The 25,108-nt window shown below is 45.9% G+C and carries 29 protein-coding genes; 26 read left to right on the top strand and 3 right to left on the bottom strand.

Annotation, left to right across the window (positions count from 1 at the left end; genetic code table 11):
• Positions 1–20 precede the first annotated feature (20 nt).
• From coxB to KNP94_RS06465, 8 genes are all read left to right on the top strand, one after another.
• Positions 21–1,052 (top strand): cytochrome c oxidase subunit II, encoded by a 1,032-nt coding sequence (gene coxB, locus KNP94_RS06500; protein WP_088837453.1) that lies wholly within the window; start codon positions 21–23, stop codon positions 1,050–1,052.
• 33 nt (positions 1,053–1,085) lie between these two features.
• Positions 1,086–2,954: a cytochrome c oxidase subunit I gene (gene ctaD, locus KNP94_RS06495; RefSeq protein ID WP_201302332.1), complete on the top strand. Its 1,869-nt coding sequence runs from the start codon at positions 1,086–1,088 to the stop codon at positions 2,952–2,954.
• 1 nt (position 2,955) lies between these two features.
• Positions 2,956–3,585, top strand: a complete 630-nt coding sequence (locus KNP94_RS06490; RefSeq protein ID WP_088837451.1) for a cytochrome (ubi)quinol oxidase subunit III — start codon at positions 2,956–2,958, stop codon at positions 3,583–3,585.
• Between the two features lies 1 nt (position 3,586).
• Positions 3,587–3,916: a cytochrome C oxidase subunit IV family protein gene (locus tag KNP94_RS06485; protein ID WP_088837450.1), complete on the top strand. Its 330-nt coding sequence runs from the start codon at positions 3,587–3,589 to the stop codon at positions 3,914–3,916.
• Between the two features lie 131 nt (positions 3,917–4,047).
• Positions 4,048–4,953, top strand: coding sequence for a cytochrome c oxidase assembly factor CtaG (gene ctaG, locus KNP94_RS06480; protein WP_088837449.1), 906 nt, complete (start codon positions 4,048–4,050; stop codon positions 4,951–4,953).
• A gap of 21 nt (positions 4,954–4,974) precedes the next feature.
• On the top strand, positions 4,975–5,436 hold the full coding sequence (locus KNP94_RS06475; protein ID WP_214807285.1) for a DUF420 domain-containing protein: 462 nt from the start codon (positions 4,975–4,977) through the stop codon (positions 5,434–5,436).
• A gap of 12 nt (positions 5,437–5,448) precedes the next feature.
• Complete coding sequence (locus KNP94_RS06470; protein WP_088837448.1) at positions 5,449–6,054, top strand: SCO family protein; 606 nt, start codon at positions 5,449–5,451, stop codon at positions 6,052–6,054.
• Between the two features lie 5 nt (positions 6,055–6,059).
• On the top strand, positions 6,060–6,317 hold the full coding sequence (locus KNP94_RS06465; protein WP_088837447.1) for a hypothetical protein: 258 nt from the start codon (positions 6,060–6,062) through the stop codon (positions 6,315–6,317).
• A gap of 265 nt (positions 6,318–6,582) precedes the next feature.
• Here KNP94_RS06465 and KNP94_RS06460 read toward each other — a convergent pair whose 3' ends face one another.
• Together KNP94_RS06460 and KNP94_RS06455 are read right to left on the bottom strand one after the other, a co-directional pair.
• Positions 6,583–6,933 (bottom strand): YugN family protein, encoded by a 351-nt coding sequence (locus KNP94_RS06460; protein WP_029330928.1) that lies wholly within the window; start codon positions 6,931–6,933, stop codon positions 6,583–6,585.
• 110 nt (positions 6,934–7,043) lie between these two features.
• Positions 7,044–7,811 (bottom strand): ATP-grasp domain-containing protein, encoded by a 768-nt coding sequence (locus KNP94_RS06455; protein WP_251132575.1) that lies wholly within the window; start codon positions 7,809–7,811, stop codon positions 7,044–7,046.
• A gap of 101 nt (positions 7,812–7,912) precedes the next feature.
• On the opposite strand from KNP94_RS06455, the gene KNP94_RS06450 reads away from it, so the two are divergent.
• The 5 genes from KNP94_RS06450 to KNP94_RS06430 are packed head-to-tail and all read left to right on the top strand — an operon-like array spanning position 7,913 to position 10,747.
• Positions 7,913–8,353 carry a YlbF/YmcA family competence regulator gene (locus tag KNP94_RS06450; protein WP_029330926.1) on the top strand — a complete coding sequence of 147 codons (441 nt, stop codon included), beginning with the start codon at positions 7,913–7,915 and terminating at the stop codon, positions 8,351–8,353.
• Between the two features lie 25 nt (positions 8,354–8,378).
• Positions 8,379–8,636: a YlbG family protein gene (locus tag KNP94_RS06445; protein WP_088837445.1), complete on the top strand. Its 258-nt coding sequence runs from the start codon at positions 8,379–8,381 to the stop codon at positions 8,634–8,636.
• Positions 8,637–8,691: 55 nt separating this feature from the next.
• A complete protein-coding gene (rsmD, locus tag KNP94_RS06440) occupies positions 8,692–9,261 on the top strand; it encodes a 16S rRNA (guanine(966)-N(2))-methyltransferase RsmD (RefSeq protein ID WP_088837444.1) in 570 nt (189 codons plus the stop codon).
• Positions 9,258–9,752, top strand: coding sequence for a pantetheine-phosphate adenylyltransferase (coaD, locus tag KNP94_RS06435; RefSeq protein ID WP_088837443.1), 495 nt, complete (start codon positions 9,258–9,260; stop codon positions 9,750–9,752). The genes rsmD and coaD overlap by 4 nt, the downstream gene beginning before the upstream one ends.
• Positions 9,749–10,747: a SepM family pheromone-processing serine protease gene (locus tag KNP94_RS06430; protein WP_215115444.1), complete on the top strand. Its 999-nt coding sequence runs from the start codon at positions 9,749–9,751 to the stop codon at positions 10,745–10,747. Before coaD ends, KNP94_RS06430 begins: the two co-directional genes overlap by 4 nt.
• Here the strand turns inward: KNP94_RS06430 and KNP94_RS06425 are convergent.
• The gene (locus KNP94_RS06425; RefSeq protein WP_215115443.1) at positions 10,720–11,871 is read right to left on the bottom strand and encodes a tRNA(Met) cytidine acetate ligase; all 1,152 of its coding nucleotides are present in this window, start codon (positions 11,869–11,871) and stop codon (positions 10,720–10,722) included. The genes KNP94_RS06430 and KNP94_RS06425 overlap by 28 nt on opposite strands.
• 155 nt (positions 11,872–12,026) lie before the next feature.
• Between KNP94_RS06425 and KNP94_RS06420 the strand changes: the two genes are divergently transcribed.
• The 13 genes from KNP94_RS06420 to KNP94_RS06360 all read left to right on the top strand — a co-directional run bounded on the left by KNP94_RS06420 (position 12,027) and on the right by KNP94_RS06360 (position 24,977).
• Positions 12,027–12,551, top strand: coding sequence for a YceD family protein (locus KNP94_RS06420; RefSeq protein WP_088837440.1), 525 nt, complete (start codon positions 12,027–12,029; stop codon positions 12,549–12,551).
• A 45-nt stretch (positions 12,552–12,596) separates the two neighbouring features.
• On the top strand, positions 12,597–12,770 hold the full coding sequence (rpmF, locus tag KNP94_RS06415) for a 50S ribosomal protein L32 (protein WP_012370841.1): 174 nt from the start codon (positions 12,597–12,599) through the stop codon (positions 12,768–12,770).
• Between the two features lie 90 nt (positions 12,771–12,860).
• Entirely contained in the window at positions 12,861–13,682 is an 822-nt protein-coding gene (locus KNP94_RS06410) for a ketopantoate reductase family protein (RefSeq protein WP_215115442.1), read from the top strand.
• Positions 13,679–14,035 carry a DUF3397 family protein gene (locus KNP94_RS06405; RefSeq protein WP_088837438.1) on the top strand — a complete coding sequence of 119 codons (357 nt, stop codon included), beginning with the start codon at positions 13,679–13,681 and terminating at the stop codon, positions 14,033–14,035. The genes KNP94_RS06410 and KNP94_RS06405 overlap by 4 nt, the downstream gene beginning before the upstream one ends.
• A gap of 25 nt (positions 14,036–14,060) precedes the next feature.
• Positions 14,061–15,623, top strand: coding sequence for a bacillithiol biosynthesis cysteine-adding enzyme BshC (gene bshC / locus KNP94_RS06400; protein WP_215115441.1), 1,563 nt, complete (start codon positions 14,061–14,063; stop codon positions 15,621–15,623).
• Between the two features lie 161 nt (positions 15,624–15,784).
• Positions 15,785–16,723: a 16S rRNA (cytosine(1402)-N(4))-methyltransferase RsmH gene (gene rsmH / locus KNP94_RS06395; protein ID WP_029330916.1), complete on the top strand. Its 939-nt coding sequence runs from the start codon at positions 15,785–15,787 to the stop codon at positions 16,721–16,723.
• Between the two features lie 13 nt (positions 16,724–16,736).
• On the top strand, positions 16,737–17,123 hold the full coding sequence (gene ftsL, locus KNP94_RS06390) for a cell division protein FtsL (RefSeq protein WP_088837436.1): 387 nt from the start codon (positions 16,737–16,739) through the stop codon (positions 17,121–17,123).
• A complete protein-coding gene (locus KNP94_RS06385) occupies positions 17,120–19,258 on the top strand; it encodes a penicillin-binding transpeptidase domain-containing protein (RefSeq protein WP_215115440.1) in 2,139 nt (712 codons plus the stop codon). Before ftsL ends, KNP94_RS06385 begins: the two co-directional genes overlap by 4 nt.
• A gap of 106 nt (positions 19,259–19,364) precedes the next feature.
• Positions 19,365–20,684, top strand: a complete 1,320-nt coding sequence (locus KNP94_RS06380) for a UDP-N-acetylmuramoyl-tripeptide--D-alanyl-D-alanine ligase (RefSeq protein WP_214801897.1) — start codon at positions 19,365–19,367, stop codon at positions 20,682–20,684.
• 22 nt (positions 20,685–20,706) lie between these two features.
• A complete protein-coding gene (gene mraY / locus KNP94_RS06375; protein WP_088837433.1) occupies positions 20,707–21,669 on the top strand; it encodes a phospho-N-acetylmuramoyl-pentapeptide-transferase in 963 nt (320 codons plus the stop codon).
• A gap of 37 nt (positions 21,670–21,706) precedes the next feature.
• Positions 21,707–23,053: a UDP-N-acetylmuramoyl-L-alanine--D-glutamate ligase gene (gene murD, locus KNP94_RS06370; protein WP_215115439.1), complete on the top strand. Its 1,347-nt coding sequence runs from the start codon at positions 21,707–21,709 to the stop codon at positions 23,051–23,053.
• Positions 23,050–24,144, top strand: a complete 1,095-nt coding sequence (gene murG / locus KNP94_RS06365) for an undecaprenyldiphospho-muramoylpentapeptide beta-N-acetylglucosaminyltransferase (protein ID WP_088837431.1) — start codon at positions 23,050–23,052, stop codon at positions 24,142–24,144. The genes murD and murG overlap by 4 nt, the downstream gene beginning before the upstream one ends.
• A 59-nt stretch (positions 24,145–24,203) precedes the next feature.
• Complete coding sequence (locus tag KNP94_RS06360) at positions 24,204–24,977, top strand: cell division protein FtsQ/DivIB (protein WP_088837430.1); 774 nt, start codon at positions 24,204–24,206, stop codon at positions 24,975–24,977.
• Positions 24,978–25,108: the final 131 nt, after the last annotated feature.

Raw genomic sequence — 25,108 nt, 5'->3', positions numbered from 1 at the left:
TTGGGGAAAAGAAAGTGGGGATGGTTGTGAAAAAATCAGGAAAAATGCTCTTCCGGCTTCTTCCGATCGGTTTGATGGCATTATTGTTATCAGGTTGTGGAATTCCGGAATTGTCCGCGCTTCAGCCTCGCGGGGAAGGCGCAGAAATGCAACTTGAGATCATCAAGCTCAGCTTATGGGTGATGTTGTTCGTCCTTGCGATTGTAGCGGTCATCTATGTTTACGTACTTATGAAATTCCGTCGTAAATCGGGAGATAACACAGTTCCGAAACAAGTCGAAGGAAATCATACGCTTGAAATCATTTGGACAGTTATTCCAATCCTTCTCTTGGTTGTTCTCGCTGTACCGACAATCAAAACGACGGTTGAATTAGCCGATGCAAAAGAAGCGAAGAAAAACGAACAAATCAACGTTACGGCAAACTTGTACTGGTGGGAGTTCGAATATCCAGACAAAGGTGTTTCGACAGGACAAGAACTTGTCATCCCGGTCGGAAAACGTGTTGCTGTCAACTTGACTTCTAAAGACGTCATTCACTCATTCTGGGTGCCGGCACTTTCTGGTAAAACAGATACAAACCCAGGGCTCGATAACGAGATGTGGTTACAAGCACAAGAAGCGGGCACATACTACGGTAAGTGTGCGGAGCTTTGCGGACCTTCTCACGCATTGATGGACTTTAAAGTCATCGCACTCGAGCAAGATGATTATGATGCATGGTTAAAAGACATGAAAACTGCAAAAGAAGCAGAAACAAAACAACTCGATGCTAAAAATGAAAAAAATTGGACGACGGGCGAACAAGTTTACGCTCAAAACTGCCTCAGCTGTCACGGTGGCGGGAAAGTCGCGCCAAGCTTAACGAACTTTGGTGACCGTCAACGTATCGCAGGATACCTCGATCACGACAAAGAAAACCTCGAGAACTGGATTCGCGATCCGCAAAAAGAAAAACAAGGGACAAAAATGCCTGGTTTCTCTGAAGATCAGATTAGCGATGAAGAATTGAGTGAACTTGCAGACTACCTATTGGACAAAAAGCTCCAATAAAATTAAGGGGGAATCATAGTGGGGACACATACTATGGGTATGCCGAAGAAAAAAAGCGGCATCATGGACTGGCTAACGACAGTCGACCATAAAAAAATTGGGATTCTCTACATCATGTCCGGATTGTTCTTCCTTCTGGTCGGTGGCGTAGAAGCCTTAATGATTCGTTTTCAATTGATTAAACCGATGAACGATTTCGTCAGCGGTGAGTTATTTAACCAGTTGATCACGATGCACGGTACGACGATGATCTTCCTGGCAGCGATGCCGATGTTGATCGGTTATATGAACGCTGCTGTGCCGCTTCAAATCGGAGCACGTGACGTTGCGTTCCCGTTTTTGAACGCACTTGGTTTTTGGTTGTTCTTCTTCGGTGGCGTGCTCTTGAACTTATCATGGTTCTTCGGCGCAGCACCGAACGCAGGATGGACAGCTTACGCACCACTATCGACAGTCCCGGAATCACTTGGTGTTGATTTTTATGCACTTGGGTTACAGATTTCTGGTTTCGGTACACTTATGGGGGGGATTAACTTCCTCGTTACGATCTTGAACATGCGCGCACCAGGTATGAAACTGATGCGGATGCCTTTGTTCACATGGACGGCGTTCGTTGCATCAGCTTTGATCGTCTTCGCATTCCCTCCGCTTACGGTCGGTTTGTTCCTCTTGACGTTTGAACGTCTTTTCGGAGCTCACTTCTTCGACCCGGCAGCCGGCGGTAACATCGTCATTTGGGAACACCTCTTCTGGATCTTCGGGCACCCGGAAGTATATATCTTGATTTTACCGGCATTCGGTATTTTCTCTGAAATCATTCCTACATTCGCACGTAAACGTCTCTTCGGTTACACGACGATGGTCTTTGCGACAATGTTGATCGGTTTCCTCGGATTCATGGTTTGGGTTCACCACATGTTTACAGTGGGTCTCGGACCAGTCGCAAACGCAATCTTCGCTGTTGCGACGATGGCGATCGCTGTACCGACCGGTGTGAAGATCTTCAACTGGCTGTTCACACTTTGGGGCGGTAAATTGACGTTCCCGGTTGCGATGCTTTATTCGGTCGCATTCATCCCATCATTCCTTGTGGGTGGTATGACAGGGGTCATGCTTTCAGTTGCTCCTGCCGATTATCAGTATCACGACAGCTACTTCGTTGTTGCCCACTTCCACTACGTTATCGTTGGTGGGGTCGTCTTCGGTCTCTTTGCGGGTCTTTACTATTGGTTCCCATTGATGTTCGGAAAACAGCTCAACGAATTCTGGGGCAAGATTCAATTCTGGTTGTTCTTCATCGGCTTCCACTTGACGTTCTTCCCGCAACACATTCTTGGTCTTACAGGTATGCCACGTCGTGTCTTCACGTACTTACCAAACCAAGGCTGGGAAACAATGAACTTACTATCATCGATTGGTGCAGGCTTCATGGGTGTATCAACAATCGTTCTTGTTGTTTCAATTGCAGCGGCATTGATGTCGAAAGAATATGTGAAACGCGATGTTTGGGGTGACGGTCGTACCCTTGAGTGGACGCTTCCTGTTCCGACTCCAGAGTACAACTTTGCACAAACACCACTCGTCAAAGGACTCGACACGTACTGGCTCGAAAAAATGGCTGGAAATAAAACAGTTTCCGTATCGGAAGAAGTCGGCGATATCCACATGCCGAATAACACGATTTTGCCATTCGTCATGTCAGTCGGCTTGTTCCTTGCAGGTCTTGGATTCATTCTTCGTCTTGACTACGGAACTGTCGGTCTTGTCATCGCCTTGATTGGTCTTGCAACGACACTCTTCGCGATGTTCCTACGTTCTTGGATTGACGATGAAGGATACTACATCCCGAAATCGGTCATCGAAGAAGATCTACGCCTTGAAGCTGAAAAGGAGGCGAAGTAAGATGGGTCATCATTCAGTACCAAATAACCCAGTGACTGGTATTCCAGATCATGTTGAAAAAGCAACACTTGAGGGTAAGAATAAATATGTAGCTTTCTGGTTCTTCCTTGGAGGAGAGACGACATTGTTCGCCTCTCTCTTCGGAACATACATCGGATTGCACAACTCAGGCGCAAAAGAAGGATTACGGAGTTACGACATCTTTGAGATGGAACTCGTCTTCATCATGACGATGCTTCTTCTGACGAGTTCATTGACAAGTGTTCTTGGGATGATGGCGATGAAACGGAATGACGTTGCGAAAATGAAGATGTGGCTCATTATTACGCTCGCTCTCGGTCTAGCATTCCTCGCTGGTGAGATTTATGAGTTTAATCACTATTACCACATCGGTCATACGTTTACGTCAAGCGCATTCGGTTCGGCGTTCTACACACTCGTCGGGTTCCATGGAGCGCACGTCTTGTTCGGTCTTCTCTGGATTTCGACATTGCTCATCCGTAACTGGAAACGCGGCATCACAGTCGTCAATGCACCGAAGTACTATGTTTCAAGTCTTTACTGGCACTTCATTGATGTCGTCTGGGTCTTTATCTTCTCAGTCGTCTACCTCATGGGGATGGTGAAATAAGATGGAAAAACACGAACCACAAGTTACACGTAACCAGTTAGAATTAGAAATGAAAGCTGATCGTAGCCGCGAAATGCAGCTACAATTGATCAGTTTTGGACTGATGATTTTCTTGACGTTGATCGCTTTCGGCGCAGTGATGGCAGAGCTTATGCCACACTGGGCTGCAGGTGGATTCCTCGTCATCATGGCAATCGTCCAAGTCTACCTTCAGTTATATATGTTCATGCATATGAATAACAAAGGGAACACATGGATTAAAGTCATGATGGGACTCGGTATCTTCGTTGCCTTAACAATCGTCGCGACACTTCGCCTTTTAATCTGGTAAAAAATTGTGACCATTCTGCTAACGTTTAGCAGGATGGTCTTTTATTTTGGAATCGTTTTATGAGAAACCTTTACAATGAAATAGGGGAACGGTAATCTTAGTTTGTAGGAAACAGGAACGGGGTGAGAAATATGTTAGGCAATTTAAGGGGTGCTTTATCGCAATTCGATTGGACTGTCTTGTGGAGCCCGTATTACGCGTTACTCTTGATCGGTCTTTACGTATTGTATGCATTCATTACTGAAAAAATCAGACGACCAGACGAGGCAGAAACGACGTTAGCTCAAAAGTTCATGATGCTAGCGGCTTTATTCGTCTACTATATTGGCTTTGGTAGTCCGCTTGATGTGTTAGCGCATATTACGTTCTCTGCGCACATGCTCCAGATGGTTTTCGTCTATATGGTGGCGCCGCCACTGTTGATGCTAGCAATTCCGGGTTGGGCATTTAAGCGATTGTTCGGCGTCCCGTATTTAGGGAAGGCATTACGCTTCTTCACATTGCCATTGATTGCGCTCGTCGTGTTCAATTCCTTGTTTACGTTTTACCATATGCCGTTCATCTTTGATTATGTCTTGACGAACTATACGGTCCACCGTTTGTTCCACGGGACATTAATCTTCCTCAGCATGACGATGTGGTATCCAATCATCGCACCTGTCAATGAGGAGGATAGTCTATCCGATTTGAAAAAGATGGTCTATATCGTTGCGAACGGCGTGCTGTTGACACCAGCTTGTGCGTTCATGATCTTCAGTCAGAGCTTCCAATACGATGCGTATCAAGACCCAGCGACATTCGCGAAAGTCTTGGCTTACTGTCTGCCGAATAATGATGTGAGCGGCTTGAACATGGAACGCCTATTTGGGACAACGAAAGATTTACTCGAAGATCAACGGTTCGGAGGCGTCTTGATGAAACTTGGACAAGAACTCGTCTACGGGATCTTCTTCGGTTTGACCTTCTTCACGTGGGTGAGACGATCAAAAAGTACTGCTGTCGATGAAGGCATGTCCTTCACGCCAAAAGCGGATTAAGTAAATGGAGGAAGTCTGAAAATGAGTTATTTGCCGTTGATTTGTGTTTCTTTGATTGTTCTCAGTGCAATATTTGTAGCAATCGGTTGGTTTTTGATCGCGCAGACACGCCGGAATATGGGGGCGCATAAAGTCGTGATGAACATTGCGGCAGCGCTCGCGTTACTGTTCTTCATCATGTACGCGCTTCGGACGATCTTACTCGGGAATACTGCTTTCGGGGGACCGGATGCGGTTAAACCGTACTACACAGGATTTTTAATCTTTCATATTTTACTCGCCACATCGGGTGGTATCTTAGGCTTAATCGCTTTGTTCTACGCTTATAAACAAAACTTTGCCCGTCACCGTAAAATTGGTCCAAAAGCATCGGTCATTTGGTTTTTGACGGCAATCACGGGAGTCCTTGTCTATTGCCTGTTATACGTTGTGTATGAGCCGGGCGAAACAACAAATGTATTTCGTGCGATTTGGAATCATTAAGGGGGGTTCGCTTTGAAAAAAAATAGTTATTTGACGGTAGCCGCCGTCGTTTTGATTTTAGTCGCCGCTGCAGGGGGGTATTATTATTTCTTTATGAAAGAAAAGCTACCTGTGATTGCTGAACCGACACCATTTGAATTAACGAATGCCGTCAACGGGAAAACATTTGATTCAGAAGATGGTAAAGTAAAAGTATTGACGTTTTTCTACTCGAATTGTCCAGACATTTGTCCTTTGACGTTAAATGACTACCGGAAACTCGAGAAAAAATTACGGGCGGAAAATCTATATGGATCCGATGTCGAACTTGTCGCCGTGACGGTCGACCCTAAAGTTGATACGCCGAAGGTCTTGAAGAAGTATGCGTCTAATTTCGAGGCGAATCCTGAAGGCTGGAAAGTTTTAACGGGGGATGAGGTCGTCATTGATCGTCTGACACGCCAGTTGAACTTCTATTATTCAAAAGCAGAAAGTGGTCTTGTCACACACGGGACACAAATGTTCATTCTCGATCGCGACAATAAGGTGCGTGCGATATCTTCAATGGCGAAGACACCTGACGAGCCGGTCGATCTCGAGGAAGTCATGACATCCGTCAAACAACTTGCGAAGGAGTGATCATTTTGGTTGAAGAATATCAGAATAAAGGTGAAGTGACGGTATCAGTACAAGCAATTGAAGAGTTATTGTTGTGTGCCGTCATCGAATTTGGTGTCGTTTGTACACGGATTAAACGTTTGCCGACGGAAGGGATTTCGTTTAGCTTGAAGGTTACCGCAACGGTGCAACAGTTACCTGCCCTCTATATGGGTTTGCGAGAACAAGTCCGCTTACAACTCGGAGACGGGGTAGTCGACTACCTCCAACTGGTCACAAAATGAGACATATAAAGGCCCCTTCCGCGTCTGACGGAAGGGGCCTTTACTTTTAGGCCTGGACAAGGAGTAGGGGGACCAGCACACAACACACGATTTTTTTGGTAACAGACTTTTTAGCGACTGTTCCGTGAAGAATGCCTTGAAGTCTCTCGTGACACGTCGACTTGAAAAAGCAATCAGACACGGACTCGGCAGCGCAAAGAATCGCCTGAAGAATATTTTTAGATGAAAAAAACCGCTCCTTTTAACAGGAACGGTCGGATAGAACTTATTTTTCGAGTGTTTCGAGTAACCCTGTCAAGCGACGCTCACAATCTTTAACGATCTCAGGTGGGAACTCTTCATCATACTCAACACCATGTGGATAGTAGTGTTTTCCGAGAAGTGGTGTCATCATGCGAACAATCGCGTGGCGATCTTCGATTTCACCTTGAATTGCATAAACTGGAATCCGGAGATAGAAGACCTCTCCTGTTGATTGTTTTTCGTACTTCATGTCATACATCGCACGTTCGTAATCCCATTGTCCTTCACGGACGAAACGGTGATGGTCCATGATTGTCTCAAGTAAACCAAACTTAATTTCTTTGCCTTCGATGCCGTATTTCTCAAACTTCATGTTTGAATCCCCCTATACCCCAGTTTGCTAGTAGATACTAGTCTTTCCAAACTATCATACCATAATGAATGATTCGATAAAGTAAAAGTTGTGAAGTCAATTTGAAGAATTCATGAACTCTTATATTTTCGTTCGACATATTCTAAAATCGTATCCGGTGCATGAATTCCTAGATGGTTCAGGCCTTCTCCACCAAAGAAGACGTTGAACTCGAGTATATAGATTTTTCCGTCGCGGAAAATCAAATCAAAACCGGCATGATCGATATCGAGCCGTTTGGCGAGTGCGAGTACGAAATCCAGTGCCTCCTGCGGGATGTTCTCGAAATCAAGGACCCCACCCTGGGCGACATTGTTTAAAAATTGCGCACCGCCGACGCGCCAGTAGGCAGCAAGAACTTGATCACCGATGACGACGACACGAAGGTCTTTTTCGTTCGGGATATATTCTTGGACGTAAAACGTCTCATGGTGATCGGTATACTTCTTCCAGTCGATTTCATCCTTAATCAGGTGAACCCCTTGGCCCATCGAGCTGCGGACAGTCTTCGCGACGAATGGGAACGAAAATTCATCTAAGACACGCTTCACGGTGAATTCATTTTTTCCGTAAATACCGGTCCGAGGAATATTGTCCGGAATCACGGTTTTAAAAATACGCGTCATCTCGATTTTATCGTGCCCGAGATGGAATGTCGCGGCGGACGGGAAAATCGGTTTTTTCATTCCGTAGATGATGGAGTGGATCTGCCAATATTCGGGGAACAAGACGACGTCCGCTTTGGCGATTTTATCGAGCGAATCAAAATGGTAGTCTGACTTCGCGTGATCGGTTTTAATCCCGATCGTCCGAAACATATTAAATGATAAAAATTGCATACAATTCATTCCTTCCTTCTGAACAAAGTATACACAATTCAGCGTGCTAGGAGCGAGATAAATGTTATGATATGATGGTGAAGTCAAGGAGGAGATTCGTTGTGATTTATTCTGATAAAACGATAGACCTCATCAACGCTGCGGAAGAACTGACATCCGCTCTTTTGCATAGCGAAACAGGTCAAGCATATATAAGTGCCAAACAAGCACGCGCAAATTCAGCACAAGCACAAGACGTCATTCGGGATTTTAATCGAATCAAGGAAGAATACGAGCTTGTTCAACGTTTTGGTCGATATCATCCAGATTACCAAACGATCACGAAAAAAGTACATGAAGTAAAGCGGGCGCTCGATCTGCAAGAAGAGGTCGCGACGTTTAAAAAAGCAGAAAAACAATTAGAGACGTTACTCGGACAAATTAGTCTGAAACTTGCCGGGGAAGTGTCACCTCAAATTAAGGTTCCGACGGGTAATCCATTCTTCGATCAAGGATGTGCAGGTGGATGTTCGACCGGAGGTAGTTGTAGCTGTAGCGGCTAATGCCGAACAAGGGAGGAACGGTGTTGTGATTAAGGATCGAATTGGACTGATCGTCTATGTCAACGCGATGAAAGCATCGCGTCAATTGCGCCGATTTGGAAACGTCTATTTTACATCGAAGCGAGAAAAATATGTTTTTTTATATGTTGATTTGGAACAGTATGAACGTTCGGTCGAAACGATTGCTGCATTGCCTTTCGTCGATTCCGTTCTTCGTTCGGAGCGACCATTCATTACCGAAACATATGCAAATAAAAAAGGTAAACTGCAAGAAGAAGTATAAACGTTGGAGCGATGAGGACATCCTCGTCGCTCTTTTTTGAAGGGAAGGAAAAGTCATGCGAGTCATTTCTGGGGAACGAAAAGGTACTAAAATTAAAGCGGTGCCGGGGGATAATACACGACCGACGACCGATAAGGTCAAAGAATCATTATTTAATGTCATCGGACCTTATTTTAACGGGGGACGTGCACTTGATCTCTTCGCGGGGAGCGGTGGCCTTGGAATCGAGGCATTGTCACGTGGATGTGAAGAAGCGGTATTCGTGGATCAGCACTTTAAAGCGGTTCAGACAATTAAAGAAAACTTGATGACGACTCGATTGGCTGAGAGAAGTCGTGTCCTAAAAAAAGATGTCTCCGTTGCTTTGACGGAACTCGCATCAGAAACGCCATTTAAACTAATCTTTCTCGATCCACCCTATGCCAAGGAACGACTCGTCGAACACGTCACGTACATAGAGCAACACGACATGTTGACGGACAATGGCGTCATCGTCTGTGAGCATGGGTCAGAGATTGAATTACCTGATCGGATTGGTCGCCTTGAAGTTGTGAAAAGGATGCGGTACTCAACGGTCATCTCAATCACATTATATGAAATTATCGAACTGGAGGAAGAAGTATGAAACGTATCGCCATCTGTCCGGGGAGCTTTGACCCGATCACGAACGGTCATCTTGATATCATCGAGCGTGCTGCACCCATCTTCGACGAAATCATCGTCGCGGTATTAAATAACTCGTCGAAGCAACCTTTATTTTCGGTTAAAGAACGTATGGAATTGATTTCTGAGGTGACGGAGCACTTACCGCATATCAAAGTGGATTCTTTTAACGGTCTGCTTGTCGACTATGCAGCAGAAGTAGGGGCGACGGCAATCGTACGCGGGCTACGTGCTGTATCCGACTTTGAATATGAGATGCAGGTGGCCTCAATCAATAAGAAGATGAATGACCAGATTGAAACCTTGTTCATGATGACGAGTAACCAATATTCGTTCCTCAGTTCCTCAATCGTCAAAGAAGCTGCAAAGTATGGTGCTTCCGTTGCCGGGCTTGTACCACCGCCCGTCGAAGAAGCGTTACGTCAAAAGTATGCGAAAGGAGAATTGAAATGAAAGCATGGAAACCTGCGCTCGCTGCCATCGTCGCGGCGATGATCGTCTTCTTTGTTCCATTGCCCTATTTCATCTCGTATCCTGGAGACGCAACATCGACAGAACAAATCATTGACGTATCGGGTGCGGAAAAAGAACCGGGCGATCTAATGATGTTGACCGTTGCGCAACGGCGGGCGACACCGTATTTTCTAGTCGAGAGTTTATTTTTACCTTTTTCTGAAACATCGGATGTAAGTGACTATTTATATGACGGTGAATCTGACGCACAATACGAGAACAGACAACAACTTTACATGGAAGAAGCGCAACATAATGCAATGATTGAAGGATATGAACTGGCTGATAAAGAAGTCGAGGTCGACTTTGAAGGCGTTTATGTCTCTGGCATTATTTCTGGCGGTCCTGCTGACGGGAAGTTACGTGCCGGGGACCAGATTGTTGCCGTTGATGGAGCACCGTTAAAATCAATGAGCAGCTTTATGCAGACAATTAGTTCGAAAAAAGCAGGGACAGATGTGAAAGTGACATTCGAACGGGACAAAAAAACGAAAACAACGACGATCAAGGTCGGGAAACTAGAGAAGAACTCAGAGCAGGTCGGGCTCGGTATCTATGAACCGCTTCCGATGTCAGACGTGCAGACGGATCCGAAAGTCGAGTTTAACTTAGAAAATGTTGGTGGACCATCGGCCGGGATGATGTTCACGCTTGAGATTTATGATCAATTGACAGATGGTGATTTAGCGAAGGGATATACGATTGCTGGTACTGGAACGATTGAAGAGGGTGGAAAAGTAGGACCGATTGGTGGAGCTTGGCAAAAAGTCGTCGCAGCAGACGAAGCGGAAGCGGAAATCATGTTCGTCCCAGCCGGTTCGAATTATGAAGAAGCAAAACCATCCATCAAAAAACTCGGGACGAAAATGAAACTCGTCCCGATCAAAACAGTTGAGGATGCACTCGATTATTTAGAAGAGTTACCAGAAAAATGAGCAAACCGACGATGTTCCTCTAGTTGGTCATACCGAGCCAAGGGAACGGCATACGCTGCCGTAACTTGGCTCTCTTTTATGAGCCAAGGGTGCGCCTCGAATGTGCTGATGACTCGAATGTGTTGCTTGATTTGCCGTAGCGCTTGTCGTCCTTTGTCATTAAAGGCAAGTGGTCGCACGTAATCGATTTGGTCAAATGCAACCGAATCGATTTCTTCCGTCATCGTCGAGGTCAGTAAATAAATGAGTGTGCGCTGTAAACTTGTCCGCGTATAGCGGCGTGTTTTGATGAAATTCATGAAGTCGTCGAAAGTAGAGCTGTAGCGGGCGCCTTCGACGAGACGAGGTGCCAGTGACGTATCAATGCCGTTAAATTGCATGAGAACGCCTAGAGGCGTCGATAGAAGCCGGTTCCGGATAAAGGGATAGTAGAGATCAAACGAAGCAAAAGTCGCCCCTTGGAGTACGCTAGCGCTTTCTTTTGGAAGTCCTGTCAATTGGTGCGTTTCATCGTAGTGGGCACGGATTGCTGTCGCGCTCATGATATCGCCGACTGACAGGTCATGGTAGCCACTTCCGATACGCTTTGTCGTATGTAAGGAGATGTTTGATGCAGCACGGGCATAATAATAACCGAGTGTGTTATTCGGCGTCGTCAAGTCGAGCGTCGTCGTCAATGCGCGGAATGCCTGGCTCGCTGCCATCGCGGAAGATAATCCGTTTGATAAGCCTTCTTTGACGAGTCGCTGGTACGCAGGAGTCTCTTCATTTTTTTCAGATGCTGCTAAAAGGAAAGGGGTGATGTCTCCACATTCACTCCCGAATGACAAAGACGTAGCGCCGATCATTTCGGCGATCGTGACGCCTCCTTGCGCAAAACGGTCGGCGCGTTGGACGGAAAAATAAAACGGAAGTTCTAAGACAAGGTCGATTTCGCCGCTTGCGACGGCCGCTCGTGCACGTGTCCACTTGTCACTAAAAGCAGGTTCCCCGCGCTGCATGAACGTTCCGCTCATGATGGCGACGATCAAATCGGCATCGGTTTCCTCGCGTGCGATTTTGGCTTGATAGAGGTGTCCGTTATGAAACGGATTGTACTCTGAAATAATTGCTGTCATCTTCATGAAACTTTCTCCTTTGCAAACGGAATTAAGTGCGGTAATATGGATGAAGACGTCCGAAAGTGTTCGTTCTCTAGCGATTTCAGTGTAAAGAAAAAACATTGACAAAACAAGATGTCCTCTCTATAATTCATATTGTTGCAATTGAGGTGATTCGGATGAAATGGTCCCTGATGCAATTGAATAAATTGCGCAATCTGGGTCAACTTCAGGTTAACGAGACGATCGAGCTTCCTGAGCTCATCGCCCTCCATCCGGATATCCGGGCGGTGCAACCTGTGCACATTCGTGCAAATGCATCGTTTACATCGAATCAATTAATATTCAATCTCCGGATTACTGGCGAAATGACGCTTCCGGATGCCCGGACGCTAAATGACGTCGCGTACCCGTTCGAGATTGAATCCATCGAGTCGTTCCTGCTCGAAGTTGATGCTGCTCCGGTTGATTCGGACGATATCAATTTACCGAACGGGAATACGGTCGATCTTCGACCACTCGTGCAAGAATTGATTTTACTTCATGTGCCAGTGCAAGTGCATGGGGATGATGAAGAAAATCAGTTGGTTCAAGGGGAAGGTTGGACGGTTCTTTCAGAAGAATCTCCAGAAGAAGCTGAACCAAAAATTGATCCGCGACTTGCGGGTCTCGCTCAGTTCTTTAAAAAAGATCAGGATTCCTAATTTTTTGATAAAGACGAGTGTATTTTTTCAAGGAGGTGGACAACGATGGCAGTACCATTCCGCAGAACGTCGAAAACACGCAAACGTCTTCGCCGTACTCATTTCAAACTCCGTGTACCAGGTATGGTCGAGTGCCCAAACTGTGGTGAAATGAAACTTTCACACCGTGTTTGTAAAGCATGTGGCTCGTACAAAGGTAAAGAAATCGTCAGCAAGTAAGCTGAATGATCGGTATAAAGACGACCTGTAAAATCGAGAAAATCGGTTTTACAGGTCGTTTTTTTTGATATATAAAGGAGTGATTCGACGATGAGCAGAATAGGAATCATCGGAGCCGGTGCTGTTGGGTTATTACTTGCTTCCTACTTAGCAGAGCACCATCAAATTACGTTATATACGAGACAGTTAGATGACGGGACAAAGCGAATCCTGCGAGACGATCAATGGAGTCCGACCGTAAAGGTTCGACCGATTGCGCATTTCGAGTCACAAGACTTGGTGTTCGTTACGACAAAGTCGTATGATATAAAAAGTGTGATTCCTTATCTAGAACACGAGAAAAATCCAGTCGTTTTTTTACAAAACGGAATGGGACATCTTGATGCAGCACGTGCTCTGCCGCAAGCAATTTTCGGGGTCGTTGAGCATGGCGCGATGAAGACGGGTCCTTACGAAATCCGTCATACGGGAAAAGGGCGCATTCGATATGGGAATCATGTCCTGTCGATGCTGAAGCGAGATGCGTTGCAGTTTGAGCACGTAACGAATATTGAAGCAGTCATGGTGACGAAATTATTCATGAATGCTGTCATCAATCCATTGACAGCTTATTATGGGGTTGAAAATGGGCGATTACTCGATGAACCGTATGCATCGAAAGCACGTGCCGTCTTTGCCGAAGTGCGTAGTGTCTTCCCGAACCACCCGATTACGTATGATGAAATCGAACAGATTTTAAAGCGTACGCGTCTCAATCGCTCGTCGATGTTACGGGATGTGGAGCAAGGACGAATGACGGAAATCGATCCAATCGTTGGGTATGTGCTAAAGCAGGCGACGCAACCGACACCGTTGTTAGCTTATTACTTTCAGGAAATTAAGCATCGAGAACAAGAGGGGGATTCGTTGTGACGGTTTTTATCATCTTTCCACTGTTCAGTTTAATTGTCCTTTACTTATTATTCCTGTTGTTGTTTCGGACGCATGCCAAGGCCGTCCGGGTCGCGCTTGATCTCGGGACGTTCATCGTATTGTATGCGATTCATGTTTCGTTAATCGCATTGACGGGGCATAACTACGTGGGTTGGTTGTTGATTGCGGTATTGTCAGTGTTTGCATTAAATGCGTTATGGCAACGGATTCGACAAGTCGACATCGATTATGTCCAAATGATTCGACATAGTTGGCGAATCATCGTCTTGATTGCCCTTCCTGTACATCTCATACTGTTTGGAATTGGAATTCGTCAACTAATGATTGGTTGATCAAGTTAGAAAGAAGGGATTTTGTTTGAAGGTACAATCATTTCACGCCTTATATGAAGACAACTCGTTGATGCATAGAGCGACGGGTGAAGACTTTTCTAAATATGTAGACCACATCGGAGAAGATGGGATGCGCGAGCGGAGCCAACATCTTCGAGAACGTCAGTATCCTCATCTCAGTCCACTCGTCGATGAGTTGATTCGTCAAAATCCGCAGATGACTGGAACGATTCGACAGCGTCTCGAACGTTTACGGACGGGTGAGGCACAAGTCGTCATTACTGGGCAGCAAACCGGTATCTTCGGGGGGCCTTTATATGCAATTTACAAACTGTTAACCTGTCTAAAGGTCGCGAAGCAAGCGGAAAATCAATTGGGGTTACCGGTTGTTCCGATTTTTTGGCTCGCGACCGAAGATCATGATTTTGATGAAATCAATCATATCTATGCACCGACGGCAGAATATCAACCGCGAAAATTGACGGTTTCACCGCAAGATACGATTCAGCGTTCCGTTAGTCGGATGACGCTCGATCAAAAAGCGGTCAAACAAGTCTTACGCCAAGCCTTGAGCGTCGACCAAGAAACACAAAATACAAAGGAACTTGTTTTGCTGGTGGAGCGGTTGATTGATCAAGAAACGACATATGGCGGTTTTTTCTCAGCGCTACTCGGAGAATTAGTGAATCATGATGTCATCTTTTTTGATGCCGATGCAAAAGCAGTACGCGAACTCGAAATTCCATTCTTTGAGCAGTTGATTCAAGACAACAAAGAAATTCGTCAAGCGTTGTCGATCGGGATTCAGCAAACGACGGACTTACCGGATACCTTCTTGAATGAAGAAGCAGCGCATCTGTTCGTCGAGGACATCGGAGGACGGGATTTATTGTACCCGGGAGAAGACTTTGTAACGAAGCAGGGGAAGACTTACACGGAACTTGAGTTACTGGCGTTGCTGTATGCAAGTCCTGAGCGTTTTTCGAATAGTGTCGTCACACGACCGTTGATGCAGGATTATCTGTTCCCGACCCTCGCCTATATCGGAGGACCTGGTGAGATTGCCTACTGGACACGTCTTCGACCATTGTTCCATCACTTTGATTGGACGATGCCGCTGCTCATTCCACGAATGGGCGCCGTCATGTTACGGGCGCGGGACGAAAAGCTGCTTCGCCGGTATGACTTGTCGCTAGAACAAGTATTATCGCATGGTGTAGCGATTGAACCGTTCGATGCGACGAAGATAAATAGTCAGCTGCATTCGTCGCATATTTTAGGTACTGCACTCATTCAAGAAATTGAACAGGTCGAGCGGGCAACTTCTAAAAATTTATCAGCGACGAAAAAGCTGAATAAACAAATTCAACTCGCAATCGATACGCTCGTTACGCAAGAGCGGCGGAATTACGATCGCCTCATGCGAACAAAACGCTCACTCCAGTATCAACTTCTTCCGAATGGAGCGCCTCAAGAGCGCATGCACTCCATCTTGCCATGGCTCAATCGCTACGGTTTAGATTTAATTCAAAACCTGCGTGTACAATATGAGCAGACAGATGCTGAACAATTGGAAATTTTGCTTTAAACCTGCTGAAATGAGCAGGTTTTTTTGTTTTTTTAGCGAAAGATACCTAAAAGTGAAATAAATCAAGAAAACTGTCTCATTTTCGTAACGTTTTAAATAAGGAATGTGATACATTGAAAAAGAGTAACGTCCATCTTGGACACTGAAAGGTGAGGCAGGGCATGTTTGAACATGAAACGGTATTAAAATGGGAGTCCATTAAAGGGCTAGATATTAAACCTGATGGAGTATATGTAGATTGTACATTAGGTGGAGCAGGACACAGTGAAGAAATCGTGAAGCAATTGACGACAGGTCATCTCTATGCATTTGATCAAGATGACGTCGCGCTTGCCCATGCGGAAGAACGTCTCGCAGCGTATGCCGGTCGCTTTACGCTGATTAAGAGTAACTTCGTTCACTTGCAAGAAAAGCTAAATGAGTTAGGTGTAACTAAAGTAGATGGTATTTTGTTTGATCTCGGTGTATCCTCGCCCCAGCTGGATGAAGGGGAACGTGGTTTTAGTTATAACTTTGATGCGCGTCTCGATATGCGAATGGATCAAACGTCATCGTTATCGGCATATGAAGTCGTCAACGACTGGCCATATAATGATCTCGTTCGGATTTTCTTTACATACGGAGAAGAAAAATTTTCGAAGCAGATTGCACGGAAAATTGAAAAGGCACGTGAAGAAGGTCCAATCACGACGACGTTCGAACTGGTCGAACTCATCAAGGACGCGATTCCAGCGCCTGCCCGTCGAAAGGGTGGGCATCCGGCAAAGCGGACGTTCCAAGCGATTCGGATTGCTGTCAATGATGAATTGAATGTCTTCGATCGAGCGGTGTATCAGGCGATTGATTTGCTGGCTGTTGGGGGTCGTCTTTGTGTCATCACGTTCCATTCACTTGAAGACCGCATGTGTAAACTAGCATTTAAAGAAAAATCATCGTTACCTGAGCTTCCACAAGGATTGCCGATGATTCCAAAAGAGTTTGAACCAGAACTTCGCCTCGTCACACGTAAGCCGATTACAGCAGGAAATGATGAGCTTGATGATAACCGTCGTTCACGTTCTGCTAAGTTACGGATTGTTGAAAAAATGAAGGAAAGTTGAGAGGAGCATTCAGATGGCAGAACCACTTCGTAAACCAGTCCAATCGCTAGAACCTGTTCGTCAGCGCCCAGTTCAAGAACCGACGAAAACGGAAGACATTAATCGTCGCGTCGCCGTCCGTCCGAAGTATCGCCTGTATCCCTTTGAAAAATTCTTATACAGTGCAATGATTGGTGGTCTCGTCTTATTCGGTAGCGCGACGATTGGGGCACACAATGATGCTTATAACGTCAGTCGAGATCTTGCGAAGGAAAATCAAGTGACGCAAGAGATGAAGAAGGAAAATGAACGTCTTCAACTTGAAGTTACGAATTTAAGCTCTCCAGAACGGATCTACAAGATTGCGAAAGAACAAGGTCTTGATATGCGAAAAGGGAACATCAAGGTGATTCCTAAATGAATCCACTTAAAAAGTCCCGTGTGAGAGTAGCCATCATCATGATGATATTTGCTGCTCTCTTTTTTGTGTTTATTGGCCGGTTTCTTTATTTGTCGACAACTAAAAAGTTTCACGGAGAAGATATGATTGCCTACGCGGAAAAGAAACGCTGGGAAGCCGAGTCGACGCTCTCGGCAGAGAGAGGGGGAATTTTTGACCGTCTCGGTTCACCGATTGCAATCAATGTACCCTCTTACCACCTTGTCGCAGTCTACCGGTTAGGCGGCGTTCAAGATCCGGATGCGACAGTCGTTGACTATAAGAAGACGGCGACAGGGCTCGCGCCGATTCTTGGTATGACGGTCAAAGAGCTTGAGACGTATTTGATTGAAAATAAAGACCGCTCGCAAATCGAGTTCGGAAAAGAAGGGAGTGATTTGACGCTTGATCAAAAAGAAAAAATTGATAAGCTCGACCTTCCCGGAATCCGACTGATTGAAGAGCCAAAACGATATTATCCAAACGGTGTTTTTCTATCCGATACGCTCGGATTCGTTCAAAAGATGACGGAGGATAACGGACGCGTCGTCTTAAAAGGACAGATGGGGATCGAAAAACAATATGATGATGCGTTACGGGAGTCAATTGGGTCCCGTGTCTTTGAAAAAGATCGAAGTGGCGGTGAATTGATTCAAGGTGGATCGCGTATTTCAAATGACCCGAAAGATGGCTCGAACTTATACTTGACGATTGATCACCGAATTCAACAAGCGCTCGAAAAACAAATGCAGAAAATGTATGACGAATACAAACCTAAAAATGCGACAGGTGTCGTCATGGATGCAAAAACGGGTGAAATACTCGCGATGACGGATCGACCATCATTCAATCCGAACTTGCGGGATATGACAGATTTCACGAACTTTGCCGTTTCCTCACGGTTCGAACCGGGTTCGACGATGAAGATCTTTACGCTGGCGGCTGCGATTGATGCCGGTGTCTTTCGGCCGAATGAACCGTATAAGTCAGGTAACTACAACTATAAAGGCACAGTCATCAAGGATTACAATGATGTTGGTTGGGGGACGATTCCAATGATTGAAGGAGTCTATCACTCGTCGAATGTCATGTTCTCGATTTTGACAGCTGAAAAGCTAGGCATCGAGCGGTATAAAGAATACTTTAAGAAGTTTCATTTTGATCAAAAGACGGGTATAGACATCTCGGGAGAAGTAAACAGTCAGTCCGATTTATCAAAACCGTTAAATACGGTCATCACGTCGTGGGGACAATCGACCGCCGTGACCCCGATGCAATTGTTGCAGGGAGCGACGGCAATCGCTGGAAATGGTGAAATGGTCAAACCACACATCATCCAAAAGGCAGATCACGTCGATCAGGCTCCTTACAAAGCAAAAACGGAAGTGGTCGGCAAACCGATTTCGGCTGAAGCGGCGAAGGCGACGCGGGAAGCACTCGATGGCGTCGTCAACAGTAAGCTTGGAACGGGACAAATGTATAAGTTGGATGATTACCGCGTCATCGGTAAAACAGGGACAGCGCAAATTTCAGAGAACGGGAAGTATATCCAAGGAAAGTTCATCCATTCCTTCATCGGAATGGCCCCGAAGGATGATCCTGAACTCATCATGTACATTGCAGTCGATCGTCCATCGAAAAATGAATCATCGGTCTCGGGTCCAAGTATCATGAGTCCAGTTTTCAAAAGCGTCATGAATACAGCACTCCAGTATCGGAGCATCCAGCCCGAAACACAAAAAGAGTCAGTCGATGTCAAAGCAAAAATAACACCGAGCTATATTACAAAAACCGCTGCCGAAGCGAAGGCTTTAGCGAAGGAACAAGGTGCCGTTCCGATTATTTTAGGTGACGGGGCACAAGTCGTCTCGCAAATCCCGTCGCGTGGTCAGGAATTCGTCAGTGGTGAACGTGTCCTTCTTAAAACGGATGATACGTTCAAGATGCCTGATTTGACCGGCTGGTCGCAACGAGATGTCAAAAAGCTCGTCAGTTTGTATGATTTGAAGTTAGATGTGATTGGTAAAGGTTTTGTAACCAAACAATCAGCCCGAACTGGTACACTAGTGAAAGAAAATGGAAAGTTGACGGTTGAACTCGCTGAACCAAACGATTAAGGTAAAAGCGGTCCCTAATTTTCTGCAGGAGAACGAGGACGAACAGGAGTCATTCGTTGACTTTTGAATTCGTCCTCTTTTTCTGTAAATGAGTGGAGGAAATGAAATGGTGACGATAACAGAAATCGCAAGTTGGCTCGGATTAGATGTGACAGACAAAAGATCGCTTCGCCACTTTGCGACGGATTCGAGAAGTGAACTGACAGAAGGATTGTACGTTCCGATACAAGGCGCGCGCGTCGACGGACATTCGTTCATCGATGGAGCAATCGACCAAGGAGCCATCGCGACGTTATGGAAAAAAGGAATCCCGCTTCCGGACGCAGACATCGTCGTACTCGAAGTCGAAGACCCGTTAGCCGCGTTGCAACATATTGCAACACGTTACTTGAAACTCGTCTCACCAAAGGTAGTGGCGATTACGGGGTCCAATGGTAAGACATCGACAAAAGATATGGTCGAAAGTGTATTGAAAACGACGTATCGGACGCATAAAACATCAGGTAATTTTAATTCAGACATCGGCATGCCGTTGACGATTTTGATGATGCCTCGTGACACGGAGGTAGCGGTGCTCGAGATGGGAATGAGCGGCTTCGGTGACATCGAGTTCTTATCACAATTAGCAGAACCGGATATCGCACTTGTAACGAATATCGGTGAGTCTCATGCGGAACATGTCGGGGGGCGTGCAGGAATTGCAAAAGCCAAATTAGAAATCACAGCAGGTCTAAAGCCGGATGGTCATCTATTCCTTGACGGAGACGAAGCGTTACTTGCTGGTGTTACAGGTGAGCGGATTGGTTACCACCACGCAAACACATTTGTCATCGAGCAAGCAGAGGCGACCTTCCTCGGAACGACGTTTCAATTTGCCGGAGCAACATTCCGTATTCCGATTCTTGGAAAACATCAAGTGCGCAACGCGGCTTATGCGATTGCGACAGCACGTGCACTCGGGGTTGCGGACGAGGTGATTCAGGCAGGGCTGGATGAAGTGAAATTGACACCGATGCGGATGGAACGTCTCGTCTATCACAAGACAGCCATTATCAATGATGCTTATAATGCAAGCCCGACATCGATGAATGCGGCAATCGAGACGGTTGCAGAGCTTGACGGTTATCCGACCCGCGTTGTTGTCTTAGGAGACATGTACGAGCTTGGGGACCAAGAGCGTGAATTGCACGCATCGGTCGGTAAGCGGATTACACTTCCAGTCTCACATGCTATTCTTGTAGGAGAGAAGGGACGGTATATCGCGGAAGGCATTACTGATCCGTCGGTAGTGGTCGAATTCGCAGAGACGGTCGATCAGGCGGCTACGTTGCTTCGTCCGTTGTTGGGTGAACAAACGATTGTGTTGCTTAAAGCTTCTCGTGGAGTAGCACTTGAGCAGATTTTAACGGATTTAAACAAAATTTAATTCTTAAAAGTAGGTGTTTGCAATGATTACATTATTCATCAGTTTAATTGTCGCTTTACTCGTGGTTCTTCTTGTCATGCCAAGAGCGATTCCTTTTTTACACCAGTTGAAATTTGGACAAGAAATTCGAGAAGAAGGACCGCAGTGGCACCAGGTCAAGTCCGGAACGCCAACGATGGGTGGAATCGTCATTTTACTCGCAATGATCGGGAGTTTGATTGCGGCGATGATTACGGGAGACTTAGAAGCGAATCACTTGTCACTCTTGTTCTTGACGCTTGCTTATGGTGCGATCGGATTCATCGATGATTACATCAAAGTCGTCAAAAAACGTAACCTTGGATTGAACTCGAAACAAAAATTAATTGGACAAATCGTTGTTGGATTATTGTTTGTATGGTTGAGTGGTGGGTTTACAAGCGAAGCGACTTACTTAGCGATCCCGTTTACGTCAATGACGTTTGATTTCGGCTTGCTTTATCCACTTGTCGCGTTGTTCTGGTTAGTCGGATTCTCGAATGCCGTCAATTTGACGGACGGATTAGATGGTCTCGTATCCTTTACAGCAATCCCGACATTCCTGTTCTTTAGTTTGTATGCGTGGTTCGTTGCAGATGAAGTAGGGGTCGCGTTATTCGCGATGTCAGCAGTCGGTGCATTGATTGGATTCTTATTGTTCAATGCCCACCCTGCGAAAATCTTCATGGGGGATACAGGTTCGCTCGCACTCGGAGCAGCACTCGCCGGGTTATCCATCCTCTTAAAACTTGAATTGCTACTTGTCTTAATTGGAATCGTGTTCGTTGTTGAGACATTATCTGTGATTTTACAGGTGATTTCATTTAAAACGACGGGAAAACGTATCTTTAAGATGAGCCCGATTCATCATCATTTCGAGATGGTCGGTTGGAGTGAATGGCGGATTGTCGGTACGTTTGCTTCGATTAGTTGTATCGTAGCGTTCATTGCCTACTTGCTTGTTTAATTGAAATTTCCGGATGAAGAAAGTGAGCGATTTTAAGATGAAGAAGTCTGATTGGGTCAACAAAAAGGTCTTAGTGCTCGGAACGGCTAAAAGTGGTATCGCAGCGGCTAAGTATTTGGTCGAAGCAGGGGCAGATGTGACGGTGAACGACGGTGGGACACCCTCGGGAACAAATCAAGATACTTTGCTGAAACTCGGTGTCAAAACGACTTTCGGCGAGCATCCGCTCACGTTACTTGAAGGAGTAGAGCTCATCGTCAAAAATCCAGGGATTCCGTATCAGATTCCGCTCTTGCAAGAAGCACTGGTGCGACAGATTCCAATCTGGACGGAAGTCGAGCTCGGCTATCATGCGACGAATGCGCAATGGGTAGCGATTACAGGGTCAAACGGGAAGACGACGACGACGACGCTTGTCCACGAATTATTGAAACAGCAGACGCGTCCGGTACACTTGGCGGGAAACATCGGCTTCCCGGCGATTGAGATTGCGAAAGAAGCGGAAGATGATGCAATCATCGTGATTGAACTTTCGAGTTTCCAACTGATGGGAATGCACGCCTTTAAACCAATGAGTGCGGCTTTCTTAAACTTATCAGCGGCTCATCTTGACTATCATGGTGATCTTGAATCCTACGCGGAAGCGAAAGCACGAATTTTCCGTAACATGGATGCGAATGACCGCCTTGTCGTCAATGCAGACGATGATGTCGTCATGCGCTTAAGTGATCAGGCAAAAGCAGAGCGGTTGCGTTTTTCACGTAAGAGTCCAGCTTATGCTCGTGTCGAGCAGGACATGATTATGGTTGGTGAAACGCCGATCTTACCGGCCGCTGAACTGGCTTTAGGTGGGGGACACAATCTAGAGAACGTCTTAGCAGCATTGACGTTAGTAGAACCATTCAATATTCCGTTACAAGCGGTGCAGGACGTCTTACGGACATTCGGTGGCGTCGCGCATCGTACAGAGTACATTGGCGAATTCAAGGGACGTAAAGTCTACAATGATTCGAAAGCGACGAACAACGTGGCGACGGAAGCAGCACTATCCGGTTTTAAAGCTCCAATCATTTGGTTATGTGGCGGACTAGAACGCGGTGCTGATTTAACACCACTCGTAGAGTCGATGACACAAGTCAAGCATGTCGTCGGTTTGGGCGAGACGGGACCACGTTTTGCGGAACTGGCACGTCAAGAAAAGATTGATGCAACGGTCGTCAGCGATATGGCGCAAGCAGTACAGGCAGCATTTGATGTCTCACAAGCCGGGGATATCATCTTATTATCGCCTGCGTCAGCGAGCTGGGATCAATATAAGACGTATGAAGAACGTGGCGAACATTTTGTTCGCGCCGTCGAATCGATTGGAGGAGATGCTAAATGAGAATCGTCGTATCAGGTGGTGGAACCGGAGGGCATATTTATCCGGCGCTCGCGATGATCCGCGAAATCGAGCGACGGATGCCGTGTGAAGTGCTATACATCGGAACGGAAAATGGGCTAGAAGCAGATATCGTCCGACGCGCAGGAATTCCCTTTGAATCGATTGAGATTTCAGGTATTCGCCGTTCGTTATCATTTGAAAACGTTAAGACGGGAATCCGTTTCTTAAAGAGCGTGACCCGTGTCCGGAAAATGTTGCGAAAGTTCAACCCCGACATCGTGGTCGGGACAGGTGGTTTCGTTTGTGGACCGGTCCTTTATACAGCAGCGAAGATGGGGTATAAAACACTCGTCCATGAGCAAAACAGTTTACCTGGTATTACGAATAAGTTCCTTGCTCGGTACGTCGATCGTGTCGCGTTATCGTTTAAAGGATCAGGTCACCATTTCGGTAAAAACGAAGCGAAAACCGTTTTAATCGGTAATCCCCGGGCTTCCGAAGTAGCTGATTTGCAAGTCGACCCGGTCATTGAACGGCAACGTTATGGTTTTGAAGAAGGGCGCCCGTTAGTCGTCGTTTACGGTGGAAGTCGTGGAGCGCCAGCAATCAACCAAGCAATCATCGAGATGATGCCGAAGTTCATTCAGATGGATTGGTCGATGTTGTTCGTGACAGGTCAAGTTCATTTTGAAGAGATTACTCGCCAAATCGGAACGGTCCCGGAGCGGATTCAGTTACGTCCGTTCGTCTATGATTTACCGAATATCTTAAAGGCGAGTCAACTCGTCATTTCACGTTCGGGTGCGAGCACGTTAGCGGAATTGACGACGCTCGGATTACCGAGCATTCTCATTCCGAGTCCATACGTCACAGAAAACCATCAAGAAGTAAATGCCTCGTCCCTCGTCGAAACAGGAGCAAGCTTGCTCGTCCGAGAAGCTGAACTGACAGGAGAAACGTTATTCGATGCTTGTAAAACGGCGATTGCGAATCAAGAAGCGATGTCGCAGGCCGCATTCGCTTTAGGGATGCCGAATGCATCGAGTGATTTAGTGGACGAGTTGAATCGCTTGATTCAACAAAAAAACTAAACAGTTGCAGGAATAGACCGATAAGGAACTGAAATTAATCAAGTAGAGGAGGAATGAACGTGAAGGAGCGACAACCGGTAAAAGATACGGATGCCACTGTCAGTAGTCTAGAAGATAAGATTCCTTATATCCGTGAACAACGCCGGAAGAAAGCAAACCGACGTTTAATCTATGTCCTCATCCTGATCGGTCTATTGATTGCTGTCGTATTTTATCTTCAGTCCAGTTATTCGCGGGTAGCGACACTTGAGATTGACGGTGTCGTCAATGTCAAAGAAGAAGACATCATTCAGGCGTCACGGATGAAGGTGAAGGAGACACATGCTTTCAATGTGTCAGAAGAAGCTGTGCTAGAGCGAATCGAAGATGTACCAGGTATACGGGAAGCAACGATGACACAGAGTTTTCTCCATAACTATCAAGTTAATGTCGTGGAGGAAAAAGAAATTGCTTACGCGAAAGATCAACCCGGAGACCGAATCGTCTTAGCAGATGGAACAATCATCCCTGGAAAGTCGAAGGAAGAATTGTTCGATGCACCGATTTTAACAGGCTTTACAGATCAGTCCCTTGAACGGTTGACGAAGGAACTCGTCAAAATCGAACCAAAAGTTCGGAGTCGGATTTCGGAAATCGTTGCAAACGATAAAACCGATAAAGGGGGATTGAAGTTATTCATGACGGATGGCAATACCGTCTTATTGAGTACTTCAGCTTTTTCTAACTCGTTGAATGAATATGTCAAAGTGATTTCAGCCTTACCAAAAGGAAAAACAGGGACGATCACGATTGACGGGGGAATCTATTTCAAACCATATAAAGTAAAAAAATAGAAAATTCCTAGTCATGAGTCAGCAGATTGACAAACGTTTGTTTTCATTAGTAAATAAGTAGGCGTATCGTCATCAAATCGTAATCTATTAGATGGGTAAGTTAGACAATAACTTCTTTTCGTAGGGTTTTA

The sequence above is a fragment of the Exiguobacterium sp. s80 genome (assembly GCF_018618725.1).
Classification (GTDB): Bacteria; Bacillota; Bacilli; order Exiguobacteriales; family Exiguobacteriaceae; genus Exiguobacterium_A; species Exiguobacterium_A oxidotolerans.
The sequence above is the reverse complement of the archived record's forward strand: the minus strand, read 5'-3'. Positions and strand labels throughout refer to the sequence as shown.

What these genes read in the sequence shown, in the direction of transcription:
- murG (WP_088837431.1), top strand. Translation starts at nt 23,050, where the DNA reads ATGAGAATCGTCGTATCAGGTGGTGGAACCGGAGGGCATATTTATCCG.
- KNP94_RS06410 (WP_215115442.1), top strand. Translation starts at nt 12,861, where the DNA reads ATGAGCAGAATAGGAATCATCGGAGCCGGTGCTGTTGGGTTATTACTT.
- rsmH (WP_029330916.1), top strand. Translation starts at nt 15,785, where the DNA reads ATGTTTGAACATGAAACGGTATTAAAATGGGAGTCCATTAAAGGGCTA.
- KNP94_RS06425 (WP_215115443.1), bottom strand. Translation starts at nt 11,871, where the DNA reads ATGAAGATGACAGCAATTATTTCAGAGTACAATCCGTTTCATAACGGA.
- KNP94_RS06455 (WP_251132575.1), bottom strand. Translation starts at nt 7,811, where the DNA reads ATGCAATTTTTATCATTTAATATGTTTCGGACGATCGGGATTAAAACC.
- mraY (WP_088837433.1), top strand. Translation starts at nt 20,707, where the DNA reads ATGATTACATTATTCATCAGTTTAATTGTCGCTTTACTCGTGGTTCTT.
- KNP94_RS06460 (WP_029330928.1), bottom strand. Translation starts at nt 6,933, where the DNA reads ATGAAGTTTGAGAAATACGGCATCGAAGGCAAAGAAATTAAGTTTGGT.
- ftsL (WP_088837436.1), top strand. Translation starts at nt 16,737, where the DNA reads ATGGCAGAACCACTTCGTAAACCAGTCCAATCGCTAGAACCTGTTCGT.
- ctaG (WP_088837449.1), top strand. Translation starts at nt 4,048, where the DNA reads ATGTTAGGCAATTTAAGGGGTGCTTTATCGCAATTCGATTGGACTGTC.
- KNP94_RS06430 (WP_215115444.1), top strand. Translation starts at nt 9,749, where the DNA reads ATGAAAGCATGGAAACCTGCGCTCGCTGCCATCGTCGCGGCGATGATC.
- coaD (WP_088837443.1), top strand. Translation starts at nt 9,258, where the DNA reads ATGAAACGTATCGCCATCTGTCCGGGGAGCTTTGACCCGATCACGAAC.
- KNP94_RS06490 (WP_088837451.1), top strand. Translation starts at nt 2,956, where the DNA reads ATGGGTCATCATTCAGTACCAAATAACCCAGTGACTGGTATTCCAGAT.
- KNP94_RS06485 (WP_088837450.1), top strand. Translation starts at nt 3,587, where the DNA reads ATGGAAAAACACGAACCACAAGTTACACGTAACCAGTTAGAATTAGAA.
- KNP94_RS06475 (WP_214807285.1), top strand. Translation starts at nt 4,975, where the DNA reads ATGAGTTATTTGCCGTTGATTTGTGTTTCTTTGATTGTTCTCAGTGCA.
- rsmD (WP_088837444.1), top strand. Translation starts at nt 8,692, where the DNA reads ATGCGAGTCATTTCTGGGGAACGAAAAGGTACTAAAATTAAAGCGGTG.
- KNP94_RS06420 (WP_088837440.1), top strand. Translation starts at nt 12,027, where the DNA reads ATGAAATGGTCCCTGATGCAATTGAATAAATTGCGCAATCTGGGTCAA.
- ctaD (WP_201302332.1), top strand. Translation starts at nt 1,086, where the DNA reads ATGGGTATGCCGAAGAAAAAAAGCGGCATCATGGACTGGCTAACGACA.
- rpmF (WP_012370841.1), top strand. Translation starts at nt 12,597, where the DNA reads ATGGCAGTACCATTCCGCAGAACGTCGAAAACACGCAAACGTCTTCGC.
- murD (WP_215115439.1), top strand. Translation starts at nt 21,707, where the DNA reads ATGAAGAAGTCTGATTGGGTCAACAAAAAGGTCTTAGTGCTCGGAACG.
- KNP94_RS06385 (WP_215115440.1), top strand. Translation starts at nt 17,120, where the DNA reads ATGAATCCACTTAAAAAGTCCCGTGTGAGAGTAGCCATCATCATGATG.
- KNP94_RS06380 (WP_214801897.1), top strand. Translation starts at nt 19,365, where the DNA reads ATGGTGACGATAACAGAAATCGCAAGTTGGCTCGGATTAGATGTGACA.
- coxB (WP_088837453.1), top strand. Translation starts at nt 21, where the DNA reads ATGGTTGTGAAAAAATCAGGAAAAATGCTCTTCCGGCTTCTTCCGATC.